This is a genomic window from Devosia sp. Z6_126 (assembly GCF_058133495.1).
The window spans coordinates 69,291-87,574 of record NZ_JBYUNO010000004.1; the positions used below are offsets into that span (position 1 = coordinate 69,291).

Annotated in this window: 10 protein-coding genes; 8 read left to right on the forward strand and 2 right to left on the reverse strand. The window is 64.0% G+C overall.

The genetic code is table 11. The features are described from left to right. Window positions 1-125 precede the first annotated feature (125 nt). The 4 genes from AC3YOG_RS17195 to AC3YOG_RS17210 all read left to right on the forward strand — a co-directional run bounded on the left by AC3YOG_RS17195 (window position 126) and on the right by AC3YOG_RS17210 (window position 5,043). Window positions 126-1,634 (forward strand): sensor histidine kinase, encoded by a 1,509-nt coding sequence (locus AC3YOG_RS17195; protein WP_489935971.1) that lies wholly within the window; start codon window positions 126-128, stop codon window positions 1,632-1,634. Window positions 1,635-1,743: 109 nt separating this feature from the next. Next, window positions 1,744-2,433, forward strand: a complete 690-nt coding sequence (locus AC3YOG_RS17200) for a YjbE family putative metal transport protein (RefSeq protein WP_489935972.1) — start codon at window positions 1,744-1,746, stop codon at window positions 2,431-2,433. Between the two features lie 109 nt (window positions 2,434-2,542). Further along, the gene (locus AC3YOG_RS17205; RefSeq protein ID WP_489935973.1) at window positions 2,543-3,721 is read left to right on the forward strand and encodes a lipid II:glycine glycyltransferase FemX; all 1,179 of its coding nucleotides are present in this window, start codon (window positions 2,543-2,545) and stop codon (window positions 3,719-3,721) included. After that, window positions 3,718-5,043, forward strand: coding sequence for a lipopolysaccharide biosynthesis protein (locus tag AC3YOG_RS17210; RefSeq protein ID WP_489935974.1), 1,326 nt, complete (start codon window positions 3,718-3,720; stop codon window positions 5,041-5,043). The genes AC3YOG_RS17205 and AC3YOG_RS17210 overlap by 4 nt, the downstream gene beginning before the upstream one ends. Window positions 5,044-5,054: 11 nt before the next feature. Here the strand turns inward: AC3YOG_RS17210 and AC3YOG_RS17215 are convergent, their stop codons facing one another. After that, window positions 5,055-5,669 (reverse strand): GNAT family N-acetyltransferase, encoded by a 615-nt coding sequence (locus AC3YOG_RS17215; RefSeq protein ID WP_127753499.1) that lies wholly within the window; start codon window positions 5,667-5,669, stop codon window positions 5,055-5,057. A gap of 147 nt (window positions 5,670-5,816) precedes the next feature. Between AC3YOG_RS17215 and acs the strand changes: the two genes are divergently transcribed. The 4 genes from acs to AC3YOG_RS17235 all read left to right on the forward strand — a co-directional run bounded on the left by acs (window position 5,817) and on the right by AC3YOG_RS17235 (window position 11,230). After that, window positions 5,817-7,772, forward strand: coding sequence for an acetate--CoA ligase (gene acs / locus AC3YOG_RS17220; RefSeq protein ID WP_489935975.1), 1,956 nt, complete (start codon window positions 5,817-5,819; stop codon window positions 7,770-7,772). Between the two features lie 184 nt (window positions 7,773-7,956). After that, a complete protein-coding gene (locus AC3YOG_RS17225; RefSeq protein ID WP_489935976.1) occupies window positions 7,957-9,054 on the forward strand; it encodes a glycoside hydrolase family 3 N-terminal domain-containing protein in 1,098 nt (365 codons plus the stop codon). A 76-nt stretch (window positions 9,055-9,130) separates the two neighbouring features. After that, the gene (locus AC3YOG_RS17230; RefSeq protein ID WP_127753496.1) at window positions 9,131-9,925 is read left to right on the forward strand and encodes a UDP-2,3-diacylglucosamine diphosphatase; all 795 of its coding nucleotides are present in this window, start codon (window positions 9,131-9,133) and stop codon (window positions 9,923-9,925) included. Between the two features lie 114 nt (window positions 9,926-10,039). Next, window positions 10,040-11,230: an MFS transporter gene (locus AC3YOG_RS17235; protein ID WP_172123608.1), complete on the forward strand. Its 1,191-nt coding sequence runs from the start codon at window positions 10,040-10,042 to the stop codon at window positions 11,228-11,230. A 215-nt stretch (window positions 11,231-11,445) separates the two neighbouring features. Here the strand turns inward: AC3YOG_RS17235 and AC3YOG_RS17240 are convergent, their stop codons facing one another. Continuing rightward, window positions 11,446-18,216 carry an apolipoprotein A-IV repeat region-like domain-containing protein gene (locus AC3YOG_RS17240; RefSeq protein WP_489935977.1) on the reverse strand — a complete coding sequence of 2,257 codons (6,771 nt, stop codon included), beginning with the start codon at window positions 18,214-18,216 and terminating at the stop codon, window positions 11,446-11,448. Between the last annotated feature and the right edge of the window lie 68 nt (window positions 18,217-18,284).

An 18,284-nucleotide genomic window follows, 5' to 3' on the forward strand; every position in this document is an offset into this window, starting at 1 on the left:
TCGCGTAACCGTGATTTAGGCTCCGGCAGAGCGCTTCCCAATCGGGCCCAGACCTGCAATGAAGCGAGTTGCGGCTGGGCTCGCCCTGAATTTTCAAGTGGGGGAGGGCACTGCAGCGGTCTGCCTTGTTCAGTTCATTTCCGGTCCCGATGCCCTTATCCACCAACGACACAATCCTTAAGGATGGCGGCGAATGCGGAGCGCTGCTGCGCGCCATAGACTGGACAGTTCATCCACTAGGCGTCCCCAGCGCGTGGCCACCCGAGTTGCGCACCCTTGTCGGGGTGATGTTGGGCTCGGTGCAGCCTATGCTGATCCTCTGGGGGCCCCAACACACCGTCCTTTATAATGATAGCTATGCCGCAATGTGCGGCGATCGCCACCCCGAGGCCCTGGGCCGGCCGTTCCAGCAATTATGGTTCGATATCTGGGACGAGGTGCTGCCCATCATCGACGCTGCATATGCAGGGCGCGGGACCTCGATGGATGACATCGAGTTCACCATGCACCGAAAGGGCTATCCCGAGGAAACCCACTTCGCTTTTTCCTATACCCCGGTGCGCAACAGCGAGGGGCGGATTGTCGGCATCTTCTGCGCCTGCCAGGAAACCACATCCGAAGTGCTGATGCGCCGGCGAGAACTGCAGGAACGCGAGCGCTTCCTGCAGGTCTTCGAGCTTACGCTCGGGGCCATTGCCGTGCTGAGCGGTCCTGATCATGTGATCACCGTCGCCAATGCCGATTACCAGATGCTGGTGGGCCGCCGCGACATTGTCGGCAAGCCAGTGAGTGAAGCGCTGCCCGAGGTTGTCAACCAGGGTTTTGTGGAACTGCTCGACGAGGTGTACCGGAGCGGCGTTGCCCATTTGGGCAGGGGAACGCCAGTAAAGCTGCAGCGTAAGCCCGGCGGCGCCATCGAGCAGCGCATCATCGATTTCCTTTATCAGCCGCTGCGCGACCTGCACGGGAAGGTGGACGCGATCTTTGTCCACGCGATCGATGTCACCGAACGCATCGAAGCCGACCAGCAGCAGTCGCTGCTGCGCAGCGAACTTGGCCATCGCATGAAGAACCAGCTGGCCCTGGTGCAGGCAATCGTCAACCAGACACTTCGCACCGCTCCCGATATCCCGACGGCGGCCAAGTCACTGGGCGATCGCGTCCAGGTGCTGGCCGGCGCCCATGACCTGCTGATCGCTGGGGAAACCGGATCCGCCACGGTCGGGGAAATCGTGCGCAAGCTGGTGCGGCTGCATGACGATGGCCCCCAAACACGGTTCCGCTTATCGGGCGAAACCGTCGAGGTGGCGTCGCGACCGGCGCTTTCCCTTTCACTGATCTTGCATGAACTCTCCACCAACGCAGTCAAATATGGCGCCCTTTCAGGCGGCGAGGGCTATGTGAAGGTGAACTGGGGCCGGCAGGACAGTCCCGAAGGCGAGCGCTTTGTGCTCGACTGGGAGGAAGTTGGCGGTCCCCCGGTGAGTGTACCGCGAACGCTTGGTTCGGGCTCGCGGTTGATCCGCGCCGGGCTGGCCGGGACCATCGACGGCAAGGTCGCCCTCGAGTTTGCGCCGCTAGGTGTGCGCTGCACGATTTCGGCCGATCTGGAGAGCTTTCAGCTGGAGCGGTAAAGTATTGCCCGCTAGGTTTTGCTGAAATTTCTCAGCCAAATGCTTTCCAGCGGCCATCATCGCGGCTATAGCCCAGCGACCGCCTTTTCTCCCCCACAGGACCACCCTCATGTTCGGCATTGATCCGAGTTTCTTTTCTTCGCTGCTGCAGGTCATCATGATTGACCTGGTGCTGGCCGGCGACAATGCCGTGGTGATCGGCCTGGCAGCAGCCGGCCTGCCATCGGATCTGCGCAAGCGCGCCATTCTGATCGGCATCATCGCGGCCACCATCATGCGCATCTGCTTTGCGCTGATCACGACCCAGTTGCTCTCGCTGGGCGGTGGCTTGCTGATCGCCGGCGGCATCTTGCTGCTTTATGTCTGCTGGAAGATGTATCGCGAACTCAGCCAGCCGGCCCATGAGGAACATGAAGCGCTCGAAGCCTTGGGCGACGCCGATCTCAACGCCGACGGCTCGGTTGCCGGGCGCGCGCCCAAGAAGACGCTGCGCCAGGCCGTGCTGCAGATCATCATTGCCGACGTTTCCATGTCGCTCGACAACGTGCTGGCCGTGGCCGGTGCGGCCCAGCACCATACCGAAGCCCTGATCTTCGGCCTGGGACTTTCCGTCGTGATGATGGGCGTTGCCGCCACCTTCATCGCCGGCCTGCTGACCAAGCATCGCTGGATTGCCTGGATCGGCCTGGTGATCATCCTCTATGTCGCCGCCAAGATGGTCTATGAAGGCGCCGACGCCCTGCTGGACCACACCCTGCCGCACATTCCGCTGTTCTATGGTGGTCCCGGCTCGCATTAGCCTTTGGTAACCAGTGGCCGAGTTTTGTGGCATTTGCCACGCTCGGCTAGGGTTTTGCTCATCCCAACGCAGTAGCTTTCGGCTTGATCTCCTGAGCCGAAAGCTGCCCATGCCCGCAATCCTGGATCAAACCGTTCCACGCCTGGACCACCGGGCACCGGCGAAAGCCCAGGCTCCGGCATCGTCCCTCGCTCCCGAACTGGTTTCCGGCGCGCAATGGGATCGGATCATCGCCGAATTCGATGAAGTCTGCCAGGAACAGCTCCACCTTTTCAGCACCACCCGCTGGCCTTCGGTGCGGCAGGAACCCATGGTGTTCCGGCTGGATGGGGAAATCGTCGGCGGTGCCCTGGTGATGATCCAACCCCTGCCGCTGCGGCTGGGCGCCCTGGCGGTTTCAAAATGGGCGCCGATGCTCAAACATGCCGATCACCCCCAGGCGTCAGCCATTCATCCCGGCATGATCGAGGCGCTGGTGGCTGAATATGCCGATAACCGCGGCATGATGCTTTCCGTGTTGCCGCGTGCCTCGATCGAGCCCGACAACGCCAGCTATGCTCAGCTGCGCGCTCGCGGTTTTCAGCAGGGCTCGCAGCTGCTTTATCCCAACCGCTACATCATCGATCTCAGGCTTTCTGATGCCGAGCAGCGCAAGAGCTTTGCGCAGAAATGGCGCTACCACCTCAACAAGTCCGAAAAAGCAGGCTTGAGTTTCGAGCATGCCGAGCCCGGACGGCTGGGTGAGTTCACCGCGCTTTATGAGGCGATGCTCGACCGCAAGAATTTCCCCGATCATTCCGCCTATGAAACCGTGCCCGCGCTGATGAACACCGAGATCGCTGCGCTGCGGCCCGAGCTGTTCTTCGTGCGCCATGAGGGCGCGGTGATCGCCGGGGCCCTGATTTTCAAGGCCGGCGACCGGGCGGTCTATCTTTACGGCGCCACCGCAGATAACGCGCTGCCGCTGCGCGCCGGCTACTTCATCCACTGGCACATCATTCGCTGGCTGCGCGATAACACCTCGGCGCGTTGGTATGATTTGGGCGGCACTGATGGCAATCACGGTCTGCACCAGTTCAAGAAGGGCATGGCTGGCGACCGCGGCGTGATCCGCCCCGTGCCGCCCGTTGCCAACTACGCTTCGCGCCCCTGGCCGTTTCTTGTTGGCAATGGTGCCTTCATGGCCCGCGACACCGCTAACGCACTGCGCCGCTATGTCGCCGGGCTGTTCAACCCCGCTGCACGGCCCGACCAGGCCCGCGACAGCGGGCAGGGCCGCGCCTCATGAGTTTGGCGCGTCGGCTGGCTTCCCAGTCCACCATCATCTTTGGCGCCCGCCTGTTCGGTGCGGGGCTGATCTTTGTCGTCCAGGCGCTGATCGCCCGCTGGTGGGGGCCGGGCCTGCTTGGCGAATATCTGCTGATCGTGGCCGCGGTGAACCTGATCAGCGTCGCCATGCCTTTCGGCTTCCAGACCGTGGGCGCTTATTTCGCGGCCGAATACCGGGCGCGGGCGCAGCAGCGGCAGCTGCTGATTTTCATGCTCTGGGCCTATGGTCATGTCCTGGGGACGCTGGCGCTGCTGCTGGTGGCTGGTTATCCACTGCTGCAGGCGATCGGGCAGGGCGGCAGTGTGCTGGCGCAGCATCTGGTGCCCGCCGCGCTGCTCGCCTTTGCCACCGCGATGTTTTACGTCAATGGCGCGCTGCTGGTTGGGCTCAAGCACCCGCTGGCCGGCTATGTGGTTGATTCCGTGTTCCGCCCGCTGATTGTCGTAGGCGCCTTCTTGGTGACTGCGAGCCTGGCTCCGCCAGCCGAGGCATTCTCCAACATGCTTTGGGTAATTGGCGTCGGCTGTGCCTTAGTGTCGCTGGTGCACTTCGCCTATGTCGTGCGGGTGTTCCGCTCCGTTCAGAACGAGGCGCCGGCTCAGCCGCGTGAGCTCGCCCGCTGGTGGCGCTTCGCCGTGCCGTGGGTGCTGATCGGGCTCGCCACCGACTTCTTTTTCGATATTGACCTGCTGCTGCTTAGCCATCTGCTCGATCGCGAGCAATTGGCCATCTTTGGCGTATGCACGCGCATCTTTGCGCTGGCCGCCTTCGGGGTCGGCGCGGTGTATGCCGTGACACTCCCCGAGATTTTTGAAAGCCAGGCCAATTCTGACCGCAGCGCCTTTCTGCGCAAGGTGGGCGAGGCCAATGTGGTCGCCAGTGGCTTATCGGTCCTGCTCTTCGTGATCATGGCCGTAGGCGCGCCGTTCGGCCTGCTGCTATTCGGGCCGGCCTTTACCGCCGGAGCATTGCCGCTTGCCGTGTTGTGCCTGTCCCTCGTGGTGCGCTCGGTTGCCGGACCGGCATCGCTGGTGCTCTCGATCCATGATCGCCCCTATGCCAGTTTGCCTGCGGTAGGGCTGGGCATTGTCATGCTGGTGGCCGGCAATGCCCTGCTGGTGCCCCCATTCGGGCTGATGGGCGCGTCGCTGTCGGCGCTGATCGCCATTACCGCTTGGTCAGCGGGTTTGTGGCTGACGGCTTATAAGCTGGCCGGGCTCGATGTTTCCATTCTGCAATGGTTCCGTGCTAAGCGGGCCGCTACCCTGGCGACTGGCTAGCCGCAGTCGCTTTAGCGGGTCAGCGCCAGCCGGGCGGAACGGCGCAGCCGATTGGCGATGCCGCCGCTAACCCCGCGGTCATAACCGGGGATCACCTTGGTGAGCGGGCGCTCATAAAGCAGGTAGTCTTCGCCAAAGATATGGTTCTCGAGCACCGCGATCTGCTTGAAGCCCATGCGGGTCATGATCGCCGCCGCGGGATCATTGCCGGCCTTGGTATAGGTGGCGATCTTGTGGAAGCGTCCATTGTCCCAATGGTCGATAAATGCGCGCATGCCCTGGACCCCAAGCGTGCTGCGCCGCTTGTCGGGGAACACATAGGACCAATAGAGCCAGAGCGTGCCCAGTTCAGGACCGGAGATCATGAAACCAGCGGGTTCGCCCTTGAGGATGAACATCATCACGTGGTGCGGATCGGCATCGATCAGCGAGGCGAGATAGGGCTTGGTCAGCCGGGCCGATTCGTAGGCCTTGAACTCGCTCGAGTAAAAGGGCGAGGTCACGATAGCTTCCTGTAGTCGGGCATGGACCAGCCCGATATCGGCGTAACTGGCGGCGCGGAACAGCGGTGCCTTGGGGGCGGCTGTGCTCACGGCACTCGCTGGCGTCAGTGCAATGTCGCTCATATGGTTCACCCGGCTTGACCCCTGCACAGTACCACCAGTTCATCCTGGGCCTAAGTGCGCTCGTTTGCTGGGGTTAATGGAGCACAGCCTTGCCCATGCGCAGCCCCGGCGGTACAACAGCGCAAGGCAAAAAAGGGGAGAACCAGTGTGAGCCAAGAGCTCGTATTCCAGCCAGATGCAGCCGCAACCGCTCATACCCATGCTACCAAGGAGCAGTATGAGCAGATGTATGCCCGCTCCGTCAGCGACCCCGATGGATTCTGGGCCGACGAGGCCGGGCGCATCTCCTGGATCAAGGCCCCCACCAAGATCAAGAACACGAGCTTTGCTTACCCCGATGTCTCGATCAAATGGTTCGAAGACGGGGTGCTGAACCTTGCCGCCAACTGCATCGACCGGCATCTGGAAGAACGTGGCGATCAGGTCGCGATCATCTGGGAGCCCGATGATCCCAACACCGAAGCCGAACACATCACCTATCGCAAGCTGCACGAAAAGGTTTGCCGCTGCGCCAATGTGCTGCTTTCGCTCGGGGTCAAGAAGGGCGACCGCGTCACCATCTACCTGCCCATGATTCCGCAGGCCGCCTATGCCATGCTGGCCTGCGCGCGCATCGGGGCCGTCCATTCGGTCGTGTTCGGCGGCTTTTCGCCCGACGCCCTGGCCGGCCGCATCAACGATTGCGACAGCCGCATCGTCATCACCGCCGATGAAGGCCGCCGCGGCGGCAAGACAGTGCCGCTCAAGGCCAATGTCGACAAGGCCCTGGCGGACGCGCCGGGCGTCGACAAGGTGCTGGTGGTGCACAACACCGGCGCGGCCGTCACCATGAAGGGCAGCCGCGATATCTGGTGGCACGAGGCGGCTGCCGGCGTTGAGCCCTTCCACGATCCCGTGCCGATGGGCGCCGAGGATCCGCTGTTTATCCTTTATACCTCCGGCTCCACCGGCAAGCCCAAGGGTGTGCTCCACACCACGGGCGGTTATGCCGTCTGGGCTTCGATCACGCATCAATACGCCTTCGACTACCAGCCGGGCGAGGTGTACTGGTGCACCGCCGATATCGGTTGGGTCACCGGCCACAGCTATCTCGTCTATGGCCCGCTCGCCAATGGCGCGACCACGGTGATGTTCGAGGGTATTCCGAGCTATCCCAATCCCGCCCGCTTCTGGGAGGTGATCGACAAGCACAAGGTCAACATCTTCTATACCGCTCCCACCGCCATCCGCGCGCTGATGGGCGCGGGCGTGGAATGGGTTGATAAGGCCGATCTGTCCTCGCTGCGCCTCATCGGTTCGGTGGGCGAGCCCATCAATCCCGAAGCCTGGCTCTGGTACCACAAGCATGTGGGCCGCGAGCGCTGCGCGGTGATCGACACCTGGTGGCAGACCGAAACCGGGGGCATCATGATCACCCCGCTCCCCGGCGCAGTCGCCGCCAAGCCGGGTTCGGCCACCCTGCCGTTCTTTGGCGTGCAGCCCGTGGTGCTCTCGCCAGAGGGTCGCGTGCAGGATGAAACCAAGGGGCAGGGCGTGCTCGCCATCAAGGACAGCTGGCCGGGGCAGGCGCGCACCATCCACGGCGATCACAGCCGGTTCGTTTCGACCTATTTCGAGACCTATAAGGGCTACTACTTCACCGGCGACGGCTGTCGGTGCGACGAGGACGGCTATTACTGGATCACCGGCCGGGTCGACGATGTGCTCAACATATCCGGCCATCGCCTCGGGACGGCCGAGATCGAAAGCGCGCTGGTTGCCCATCCCAAAGTTTCCGAAGCCGCTGTTGTGGGATACCCGCATGATCTCAAGGGGCAGGGCATTTATTGCTATGTCACCCTGATGGAAGGGGAAACCAGCGACGACGCGCTGCGCACCGAACTTCGCAGCTGGGTGCGCAAGGAAATCGGCCCGATCGCAACGCCTGACCTCATCCAGTGGGCCCCCGGCCTGCCCAAGACACGTTCGGGCAAGATCATGCGGCGCATCCTGCGCAAGGTCGCCGAGAACGACTTCGCCTCGCTGGGCGACACCTCGACCCTGGCCGATCCCGCCGTGGTCGATGACCTCATCGCCAACCGGCAAAATCGGCCCGCGAGCTAGTCCGTAGGGGCGGAGGGCCCGCTCTCCGCCCGCTCCCACCTTCATCTGCACCGGACCCTTTGACGCAGTTTCCGCCAGCGCGCCGCTATTTGGGCGCCGCGCCCTGTTGTTGTGCCTTTGGCCATCGTTTGGGCGGCTTTGGGCCGTCTAGGTCCGTTCGCTTCCTCAACTTCCGGACTATTCCTTGATCAAAGCTCTTCCTCGTTTCGCCGCCAGTGCGGTGTTTGCTCTCGCACTGAGCCTTCCTGCGGCCGCAGGAAGGCTGGAAACCATGGCCGGACAGATGATCGTCGTCGGCTTTCAGGGCAATGATGCCGACGATGCTTCCGTCGTCGCCTTGCGCGAGGAGCTGGCCGCGGGCCACCTCGGTGGCGTCATGTTCCTCAAGAGCAATGTGAAGAGCCTTGCCGCCGTTACCGAAATGAACCGGCAGTTCCGGGCCGCTGCTCCCGATCTGCCCCCGCTGATCACGCTGGACCAGGAAGGCGGCTCCGTCGAGCGCCTCACCAAACAGGTCGGCTTTCGTGAGGTGCCTTCGGCGCGCTCGGTCGCGGCCCGCAACAGCCCGGCCGAAGCCAAGTCAATCTACGCCCGCATGGCCGCCTCCATTGCCGAGCTGGGTTTTACGCTCAATTTCGGCCCTGTGGCCGATATGGAGGTCAATCCCAAGAACCCGATCATAGCCAAGTTCGGCCGCGCCTATGGCGCTGATGCCGAGGACGTGGCCGCCTATGACGCGGCCTTTATCGCCGCCCATCGCGCCGCGGGCGTGTTGACCGCGATCAAGCATTTCCCGGGCCACGGCTCGTCCACCCGCGACAGCCATGCGGGCTTTGTCGATATCACCAAGACCTGGGACGCGAGCGAACTGGAGCCCTATCGCACCCTGATCGAGGCTGACGATGCCGACATGATCATGGTGGGCCATCTCTATCATGCCGCTTATTCTGGCGGTGACACGCGCTTGCCAGCTTCCCTTTCGCCCGACTGGATCGAAGGCGTGTTGCGGGGCGATTTGGGCTTTGATGGCGTCGTGATCAGCGACGATCTGGAGATGGGAGCGATTCGCGCTCATTTCGGGCTCGCCGACACCGTCACCCGCGCGGTGCGGGCCGGAATGGACGTGCTGTTGCTTTCCAACACCGCCAAATATCGGCCGGGCCTGGGGCGCGAAGTTCTCGAAATTCTCGTGTCAGAAGCCGAGAAAGACCCCGCTTTTGCTCGGCGCATCGAGCAAAGCTACAATCGTATTGCTCGCCTCAAGGCTCGCATCGCTCCGTGACGGCGCTTGCGCTTTCCTCCGGGCACGCTGGAGGTTAAAGTGCGCCTCCCCCATGGGGCAGAGGAGTCGTTAGCGCATGGCGGAAAGCCGCGAAACCAGACAGGTCCGGGCGATCTTTATCTCGGATGTCCACCTGGGCATGAAGCCCATCCGGGTGGGACAGCTGATCGAGTTCCTGCGCGCCCATGATGCCGAGACGATCTACCTCGTCGGCGACATCATCGATGGCTGGCGGCTCGCCAAGGGCTGGCACTGGCCCAGCGAATATAATGTCTTGGTGCAGGTGCTGCTGGACAAGGCGACGGCTGGCACACGCGTGGTTTATCTGCCCGGCAACCACGACGAATTCCTGCGCGAATATCTTGGCACCTATTTCGGCGAAATCGAATTCGTCGATCGTACGGTTCACACCAGTGCGCTGGGGAAAACCTATCTCGTCATCCATGGCGATCAGTTCGACGTCGTGGTGATGAATGCCAAGTGGCTCGCCCATGTGGGCGACTGGGCCTATAACGCTGCCCTGCGCGTTAATATCGCCATCAATTGGGTGCGCCGGCGCCTCGGGCTGCAATATTGGTCGCTATCGGCCTGGGCCAAGCAAAAGGTCAAGAACGCTGTTTCCGTAATCGGGCGCTTCGAGGAGGCCCTCGTCTACGAAGCCAAGCAATCGGGCGTCGATGGGGTGATCTGCGGTCACATCCACTTCGCCGATATGCATGACCGCCTCGGCATTCATTACATCAATACCGGCGACTGGGTGGAAAGCTGCACCGCCATCGTCGAAACGCCAGAGGGCGGCTTCGAGCTGATCAAGTGGACTGATATGTCAGCCACAGAGCCGCGCAAGTTCCGCTTGCGGCGCGCATCCTGAGGAACGTGCTGCATTTCAGCACAATTTAGCCCGGCTCTGGCGAATCTGCTCTTGAACTCCACGGCATAGCCAGCAAAACTTGTTTCCGGGCGATTTGCCCGGAGTTTTTCTTTCATGCCGTCGGTATCTGCGCGCTGGGACAGTCCCAGCCTGCGCGCTTCCTTGTTTCACTTGACCGTCTTCGCCCCCATGGCGGTCAGTTCCGTGTATCTGGCCATCTGGCTCAGTGAAAAAGGCATACAAGCCGACCAGATCGGCATCGTTGGTGCCGTGCCCGTGGCGGGCCTGCTGATCCTCAATCTCTTCATCGGGCGACTGGCCGATAAGGCCAAGGACTGGCGCACGGTGATCGTGATTCTGGCGTTGCTGGGCGGTGCCTTTCCGCTGGGGCTGTTTTTCGTCAGTGAGTTCTGGAGCATCGTCCTTGTCTGGGCCTTCTGCGCCATGTCCTCGGGTTCCATCGCCCCGGTGATCGACGCGGCCACGATGCGGCTGGTGCAACGCACGGGCGGCGATTTCGGCACCATCCGGGCCTGGGGCACGGTGGGCTATGTCGTTGCCGCTTCCGGAGTCGGTTTTGCCGTCACCGCCTTTGGCACGGCGGCCTTTGTGCCGCTGTTTTTCGCCGTCTCCCTGTTGCGCGCACTGGTGTCGCTGCAACTGCCGCGCTTCCGTGCCCCCGAGCCGGTGCCGACCCTGGCTGCGCTCAGCCCGGAACCCGCCAAGCTGAGCGCTGCCCTCAAGCCCTGGTTCGTGCTACCACTCGTCGCCTTTGCCCTCGTCAATGCCGGGCATGGCGTGCTGGGCAGCTTTGCGGCCCTGCTTTGGCATCAGCACGGCGTCCCCGATTATTACATCGGGCCGCTGATCGCCACTTCGGCGTTGGCCGAGGCGGTGATGATGTTCTTGTGGCAGCGCTTTGGCGGCCGGGTCACGGCGCGCAGCATGATCCTGGCGGCCTGCATCGCCGCGCTGATCCGGTTCACTGCCATGGCCTTCGATCCGCCGGTCGCGGTGTTGTTCGGCCTCCAGACGCTCCATGCCGTAACCTATGGCGTCGGCTATTTCGGCGTCGTGCATTTCATCGCCAATTGGACCGGCGAAGACATTGCCGCCGAAGCTCAGGGCTTTGCGACCATGCTGCAGCAGGCCACCTTGGTGATTACCCTAGCGGGGTTCGGCTGGCTTGTCGCCCATGTGGGCGTCGCCTCATATTTCGCCATTTCAGTGCTGTCGCTGCTCGGCATCGGCTGCGTGCTGCTGTCGTTGCGCCTGCGGCCACCCAAGGATGCAGTGCTGCCCTGAGCCTCGGCGCGCGTCGGCGGAGCGGCCGGTTTTTTAGCTTGCCTGGTCGCCTCAGCCGCATCCTCGTGAGCAGAGGGGGCTGCCAGCGAGCACCGACCCGGGGCTGCTTGAGCTCCGCGTCTGGGCTCGGCCGTTGACGGGAATTCACAGTGGCCACGCCCAACAAAAAGGCCCCGGTTTTTACCGGGGCCTTTGTTCGTTTGTTGCAGTTCCGACTAGTTCAGGCGCCCGCTGGCATGGGCCAGCATGGTGTAGACCTTGCCGCGATCGGACAGCAGATATTCGCGCGTTTCGGCAGCGGCACGGGGACCGGCAGCCGCACGCTTCAGCAGCTGCTCGAACTCACCCATGTAAGCTTGGGCCGTACGGGCGAAATCGGCGTCGCGCTGCACGCGCTTGCGGACATCGTCATAGGTGCCCTGGCCGGTCAGCGTATAGATTCGGCGCGAGAACACGTTGGATTCCCCGGCTTGGTAGCGAGCCCAGGCTTCGCCCAGAGCGGCATCGTCGATGGCGCGGGCGATATCCTCGGTCAGCCCCGAAAGACCCTGCTGCGGCGCTTGCTGCTGGGTGCTGGCCTGCTTGGCCGATGCATTGCGCAGCACATCACGCAGCCAGCCACCGGTATCCTGCGCGGCCGGGCTTGCTTCAGCTTCCGCAGGTGCTGCGGGCTGAACCGGTGCAGCTGGCTGGACTGGCGCAGCTGGCTGGACTGGTGCGGCCGGCAGGACTGCCGCCGGACGAGCCGGCTCAGGGGCGCGGATCGGATCGACCAGTGGCTGACGAGCGGGCTCGGGCGCACGGATCGGATCCACCAGGGTTTGGCGGACCGGCTCGGGTGCCGGCTGGCGCTGTGGCTCTGGCTGGGCGGGCCGGGCGGGCTCCATCCGGGCCTGACGCACGGGCTCGGGCGCAGCTTCGCGCGGCTGCGGATAGCTGGCTTCGGCGCGCGGTGCCTCATAACGGTTGGCGCGCTGGGCCGGACGGCGGTCGTGCAGGTCATGGGTGGCCGGCTGCGCGCGCACAATGGCGTTGAGCTCGCTCAGGGCCTCGATCTGCTCGGCAACCACGCGTCGCATGGCGGCTGCACTGGCGCGGGTTTCCTCGGGCAGTTCGGCAACGCCGCGGGCCAGCTCGGAACGGGTCGCTTCGAGCTCGGAGCCCACTTCGCGAGCGGTGTCGCGCATGGCGCGGGCGGTGTCGTTGAACCGGCGCGTTGCTTCTTCCAGAGCCCGCTGCATTTCGCCGATCATCTGCTGCTGGGCTTCCTGGAGCGCGGCGCTGGCGCGCCCGCTTTCGGTCTCCGCGGTGCTGCGGAAATCACCCAGGCGCGATGCCACATCGCCGCTGGTTTGCTCCAAAGCCTCACGGAACGTGCCCGTGCTCTGGTCGATTGCCTGGCGCAGCACGCCGGTATTGCTCGAAACCGCATTGCGCACCGAAACGGCGCTATCACTGATGGTTTCTGCCAGCGTGCTGGTGGTGGCGCTGAGCACATCGGTGACGCTGCCGGCGGCCGAGGTCAGGATGTCGGCCACGCGGTTGGCATTTTCTTCCAGCGCCGAATTGACTTGTGCGGTTTGTTCGGAAAGGGCCGAGCGGATGGTGCTTGTGGTTTCGTTGAGCGCACCGGTGGCCGCGTCGCTGGCGCGGGAAAGGGCGCCATCGACCTGGGCCGCACTGGAATTCAGCGTCGCCGCAAAGCGTTCGGTGCTGGCATTGAGCGTCGAGTTGAGGCGCTCATTGGTTGCGTAGATCGCATCATTGACGCTGCTGGTGTTGGCCTGGATCACCTCGGCAACCTGGGCCGAAGTCTGGCTGAGCGCTTCGGTCACCGCCGAAGTGGTGCTGGCCAGCGTATCGGCAACGGTATGGGTGGTTTCACCCAGGGCCTCGTCCATGGCCCGACGCGCACCGATCAGGCGGCGTTCGGTGTCGTTGACCGTTTCGGCAATCGACTGCGCGAACATGCGCATGCGGTTGTCGATGTCGTCGGCACGCGAGGTGAAGCTGGCCGCCAGAGCGTCCATGGCGTTGCGGCGTTCTTCCAGCGTTTCCACCGCGAAGTCGCCCGTGGTTGCGAGGGCTGAGGAGGCACGGTCCATATTGGCCGCTTCCGCGTCCAGCTTGCCGAGCATGGAGGAGAACTCGTCCACCATGGTGCGGATGGTGCTCTGCAGCGCACCGACATGTTGGCTGACCATCTGGCCGGCTTCTTCGGTCTGGCCGATCGCTTCGCGAACGGTGGCCGAATAGGTCGCAGTCTGCTGGGCAACGCTGCTCTCGAGGCTCGCCAGATTGGCGGTCGAGGCATCGAGCACCCGCTGCAGCAGCAGGTTGGAGTCGTTGAGCTTGCCCAGTGCCGAGGTGACATCGGACAGGATGCGCGAGGTCGAGGCCGACATGATGGTTTCGGCTTCGCGGGCATTGTCGGCCAAGGCGTCGCGCAGCACATTGCCATGGCTGAGCAGGGCGCCCTGCAACTGGTCGGAGCGCTCGGTCACCAGCGCCGCAAAGGCATTGGTCTGCTCTTCCACCGAGCGGTTGAGATCGGCGATCTGGTTGCCGATCGCATCGACCGCACCAACGGCCTTGACCGAAACGACCTCGTCGATGCCAGCCGCAGCCGAGCGAATCTGGTTCATCGCCGCGCGAACGGCTGCGTCCATGCTATTGGCGGTGGCGCTGATATCCTCGGCAATATTGTGGGTTGCCGCGATGATGCGCGTCGAAATGGTTTCCTCGATGCGATCAGCGCCCGCTTCCAGATCCGCCATGGACTGGGTGATCGAGGTGTTGATCGAGGCGTTGAGCGCAGCCAGGCGCTCGGCCGTGATATCGGCGCGGGCGGTGATGGCTTCGGGCAGGGTGCCCAAGCGCTGGTCCACCATGTCGGTGATGGCGCGACGCGCCATGTTGACGCCGGTCTCGATGAGATCGGCGGCCTTGCGCGCGCTTTCGCCCACAGTGGCGCTGACCGCGTCGAGACGGGCGGCAATGCCATTTTCGGCATCCGAGATCTTGGCCACGGCGCTGTCGAGCCCAACGCCCAGATGGGTGTTCACCTCGGCAACCTTGCTGGCGATCACGTCCGACATGCCGTTGACGCGTTCGGCCATGGTGTCGGTGACTTCGCGCAGCGAGGCATCGATGCGGGTGCGGGCGTCTTCGCTCTGCTGGGCGATGGTGTCGGCCAGCTCGGCCGTGCGCAGGCCCATGGTTTCGCCGATGGAGGTGGTGTGCGTCGCCAGCGTGTCGGACAGCGCCTGGGTGCGGGCACCCAGTGCGTCGTTGAGCTGGTGGGTGCGCATGCCGATCGTGCCGGCCAGCTCATTGGTGCGCGCATCGAGCGCACCGGTGAGTGCCGCAGCCTGCGTGGTGAGCTCGGTGCTGAGCTTTTCCGTGCCGGCAGCGATCTGGTCCGAAAGGTTCGCCGTGCGCTCGTCGAGCGCGGAAGCGAGCTCGTCAGTGCGCGCGCCAAGTGCTGCGTTGAGGCTATAGGCGCGGCCGTCGAGGGCCTCGGTAAAGTCGCTGACGCGGCCGTCAAGGGCCCCGGTCAGCTCCGTCAGGCGGGCATCAAGCGCGCCGGTGAGGCCCGAGCTGCGGCTGTCGAGCGCCTGGGTCAGTTCTGCGGTGCGGGTGTCGAGTGCTTCGGTGAGCTCGGCCGTGCGGCTATCCAGGGCTTCGGTGAACCCAGCGCGGCGGCTGTCAAGCGCACCGGTGAGGCGCGACACACCCTGGTCGAGCGTTACCGCAATACCTCCGACGCGGCTGTCGAGGGCTCCAGCAAGCTGCGACACGCCCTGATCAAGCGTGCCAGTAATACCGCCAAGGCGGCTGTCGAGGGCCTCGCTGATCTGCGACACGCCCTGGTCGAGTGTGCCGGCAATGCCGCCGAGGCGGCTATCGAGGGTCTCGCCGAGCTGGGAAACGCCGTGATCAAGCGCACCGCTGATGCCTTCCAGACGACCTTCCAGCGCTTGCGTGATCTGCGATACGCCCTGGTCCAGGGCGCCAGTGATCCCGCCAACGCGGCTGTCGAACGCACCAGACAGTTCGGCAACGCTGCGATCCAGAGCCCCGGTGATGCCGCTCAAACGGGTGTCGAGCGCCCCGGTCAAATCGGTAACGCGGGTATCGAGGGCGCCGGTGATATCGGCGACGCGGCTGTCCATCGACCCGGTGATATCCGTCAGGCGGCTGTCCAGCGCGCCGGTGAGGTCGGCAGCACGCGTATCGAGCGCGTTGATGAGGGCACCGGTGCGGCTGTCGAGCGCTTCGGTCAGATCGGCGGTCTGGCTTTCGATTGTGCCGGTAAAGCCGGCCGCCCGTTCGTCGAGCATGGCGGCGAGGCCAGCTGCCCGCTGATCAACTTCGTTGGCGAAGCGGTTGGTGTGCTGATGGAAGCGGGCCGAAAGCGCGCTGGTATGCTGGTCGATGGATGCGGCGAGGCCCGTAGCGCTTTCCTCGATCTGCGTCGAAAGGGCCGCGGTGCGGTCCTGCAGTGTATCGGCAAGGCGCTGGGTGCGGCCGGCAATGGCCTGGTCGAAAGCCTCGGTGCCGGTGAGTAGGGTTTCGCCCAGTTCCTGCGAGCGCAGGCGGATGGCCTCGCTGAACTCGTTGCCACGGCCATCAAGCGTCGCGGTGAGCTCATCGGTGTGGATGGTTATGGCCGCGGTGATTTCGCTGGCGCGTGTACCGAGCACCTGGTCGATCTGATCGGCGCGGGCGGTGAGCACCTGCTCAAGTTCCCCCGTGCGGGCGCTCAGCGTCTGGTCGATTTCGCCGGCGCGGCTGCCCAGAACCTGCTCAACGCGGGCGGCATGGGCACCCATGACGCGGTTGATCTCACCGGCGCGGGTGCTCAGCACCTGGTCGAGTTCCCCGGTGCGGGCGCCCAGCGCTTCATCGATTTCGGTGAAGCGATTTTCAAAGGCGCCGCGGATTTCGCCGCTGCGGGCAGTGAGGATTTCATCGAGACGCTGGGTGCGACCATCAATGGCTTCGGCGATGATGCCGGCATGGCCATCCAGCTTTTCACCGAGCTCACGCGAGGTGGTGGCGAGGCTATCGGTGATGGCCTGGGTGCGCGAACCCAGCACTTCGCCCAACTCCCGGGTGCGCTCGGCAACCACGGCGTTGAAGCGACCCGATTCTTCGTTCAGCGCCATTTCCAGAACATTGGCGCGCGCGGCAAAGCTGCTGCTTTGCGCTTCAAGGCGACGCAGCAGTTGCTCGCCCTTGTCGCCAATCACATCGTCAAGGCTGTGCAGGCGGCTATCGAGCGCACCCGTGACCTCGGCAAGGCGGGCATCGAACTGGCCCAGCGAATCCTGTCCGGCCGTGGAAAGGGTCAAACGGGCGCGTTCGGAGGAATCTTCCAGAGCGCCATTGAGCTCGATCAGCGCCGTTTGCAGGCGGCTCTCGATGCCATTGAGCTGGATGGAAACGGTTTCGTCGATCTGGCGGCTAGCGGAGTTCAGAATGCCCTCGGCTTCGCGCGACCGGTTAGCGATCTCCTCGGCAATGCGGCTGCCGATGGTGTCGAGCGCTGTGGTGACGGAGTCGCCGCGTTCGCGCAGCTGATCCAGAAGATTGTTGCCGCCGTCTGACAGCAGGGTCGCGATTTCGCTGGTGCGGTCGCCCAGGGCTCCGGACAGGTCACCGGCGCGCTGCTCCAGCACGGCCGAGAGCACGCTGGTGCGGTCTTCCAGGATGCCGGCCAGGGCGTTGCTGCGCTGCTCAAGCGTGTCGGCCAGGGTAGCGCTGCGGTCGGCAATCAGGCCGGCCAGATTGCCGGTGCGTTCTTCAAACGAGCCAGCCAGTTCGCGGCTGCGCTCATCGAGCCGGGCAGTGCGGTCGTCGATGGCACTGGCGATGTCGCCGACGCGGCTGTCGAGCGCCTCCGTCAGCGCACGCATGCGGGTTTCGATGGTGGAGTCGAGCTCACCAGTGCGAGCCTCGAGCGTGCGCGCCATGGCGGCGGTTTGCTCGTCAAAGTTCTGCGACACCCGGCCAGCGCTGTTGTCGAGCGCGGAGATGAAGTCGGTGGTGCGGTTGTCGACGAGGGCAACGAAGTTCTCGGTGCGCTCGCCAAAGCTGCTGTTGAGCGTATTGCCGGCAGTCTCAAGGGCGCGGGTCAGGGTGCCGCCGCTTTCCACCAAGGTGCCGGCGATGCGCTGCGAGATGGCATCGAGATCAAAGACCAGCCCGGTATGGCTTTCGGTAATGGCTTCGCGCACCCGCTCGGTATTGGTCAGAACGCTTTCGCGCTGGCTGGCGAGTTCGGCGATCAGCGCGCGCATGCGCGACTCGTTGTCGGAATAGGTGCGCTCGAGTGCCGTGACCTCGTTGTGGATCATCACTTCGAGTTCACCGGCGCGCGACAGGGCGCGCTCCAGCCCGTCGCCCAGCGCATTGACCTCGCGGCGCACGGCCTGGCCCACCGAGGCAACCTTGTCGGCGGCGGTGACTTCGGGCTCAGCCAGGCGAATGGCGGCCTGGGTGATGGTGGAAGCCGCGTTACGCAGATCCTGCGCGCGACGGAACAAGGTAGCGACGGCAAAAAAGCCCAGCACGGGCAAGAGCATCAGCGCGGCAAGGAAGATGAAATCGATGGTGCCGACAAAGCTGCCGAAATCGGCGAACTGGTCGCGATAGCGCATGGCGCCGGCCGCGCCGGTGGCGCCCAGCCACAGCACCGACAGGATCACCGCCATCCAGACTGGCGTCGCTGACGAGCGGGTCTGCAGGCCGTAAAGGATTTTGGAAGTGCCGAACCGATCGTCATTGGCGACCGGTCCCGCCTGCGCCGCGATCTTGTCGGCCGCCAAAAGGCGCTCTGACTTGGCAGGGTCGTTGCGCTTTTCGGCGGGCTTGTCGCCGGAGCTATCGAGATTGAACACCGAGTCCTTCAGCGCGTCTTCCACCGCTGAAAACGCTAGGGCCGCAGGATCGTTTGCTGGGGGGGTCGGGTTTTTCGCCATACTCTTTACAACTCTCGCATCGGCCTGGCAGCGGGGGCGGTTTTAAGAGGGTGATCTAACGCCAAGCC

Excerpts from the sequence above, each read along its gene's own strand:
- AC3YOG_RS17200 (WP_489935972.1), top strand. The coding sequence starts at position 1,744 with ATGTTCGGCATTGATCCGAGTTTCTTTTCTTCGCTGCTGCAGGTCATC.
- AC3YOG_RS17205 (WP_489935973.1), top strand. The coding sequence starts at position 2,543 with ATGCCCGCAATCCTGGATCAAACCGTTCCACGCCTGGACCACCGGGCA.
- AC3YOG_RS17210 (WP_489935974.1), top strand. The coding sequence starts at position 3,718 with ATGAGTTTGGCGCGTCGGCTGGCTTCCCAGTCCACCATCATCTTTGGC.
- AC3YOG_RS17215 (WP_127753499.1), bottom strand. The coding sequence starts at position 5,669 with ATGAGCGACATTGCACTGACGCCAGCGAGTGCCGTGAGCACAGCCGCC.
- AC3YOG_RS17230 (WP_127753496.1), top strand. The coding sequence starts at position 9,131 with ATGGCGGAAAGCCGCGAAACCAGACAGGTCCGGGCGATCTTTATCTCG.
- AC3YOG_RS17235 (WP_172123608.1), top strand. The coding sequence starts at position 10,040 with ATGCCGTCGGTATCTGCGCGCTGGGACAGTCCCAGCCTGCGCGCTTCC.
- AC3YOG_RS17240 (WP_489935977.1), bottom strand. The coding sequence starts at position 18,216 with ATGGCGAAAAACCCGACCCCCCCAGCAAACGATCCTGCGGCCCTAGCG.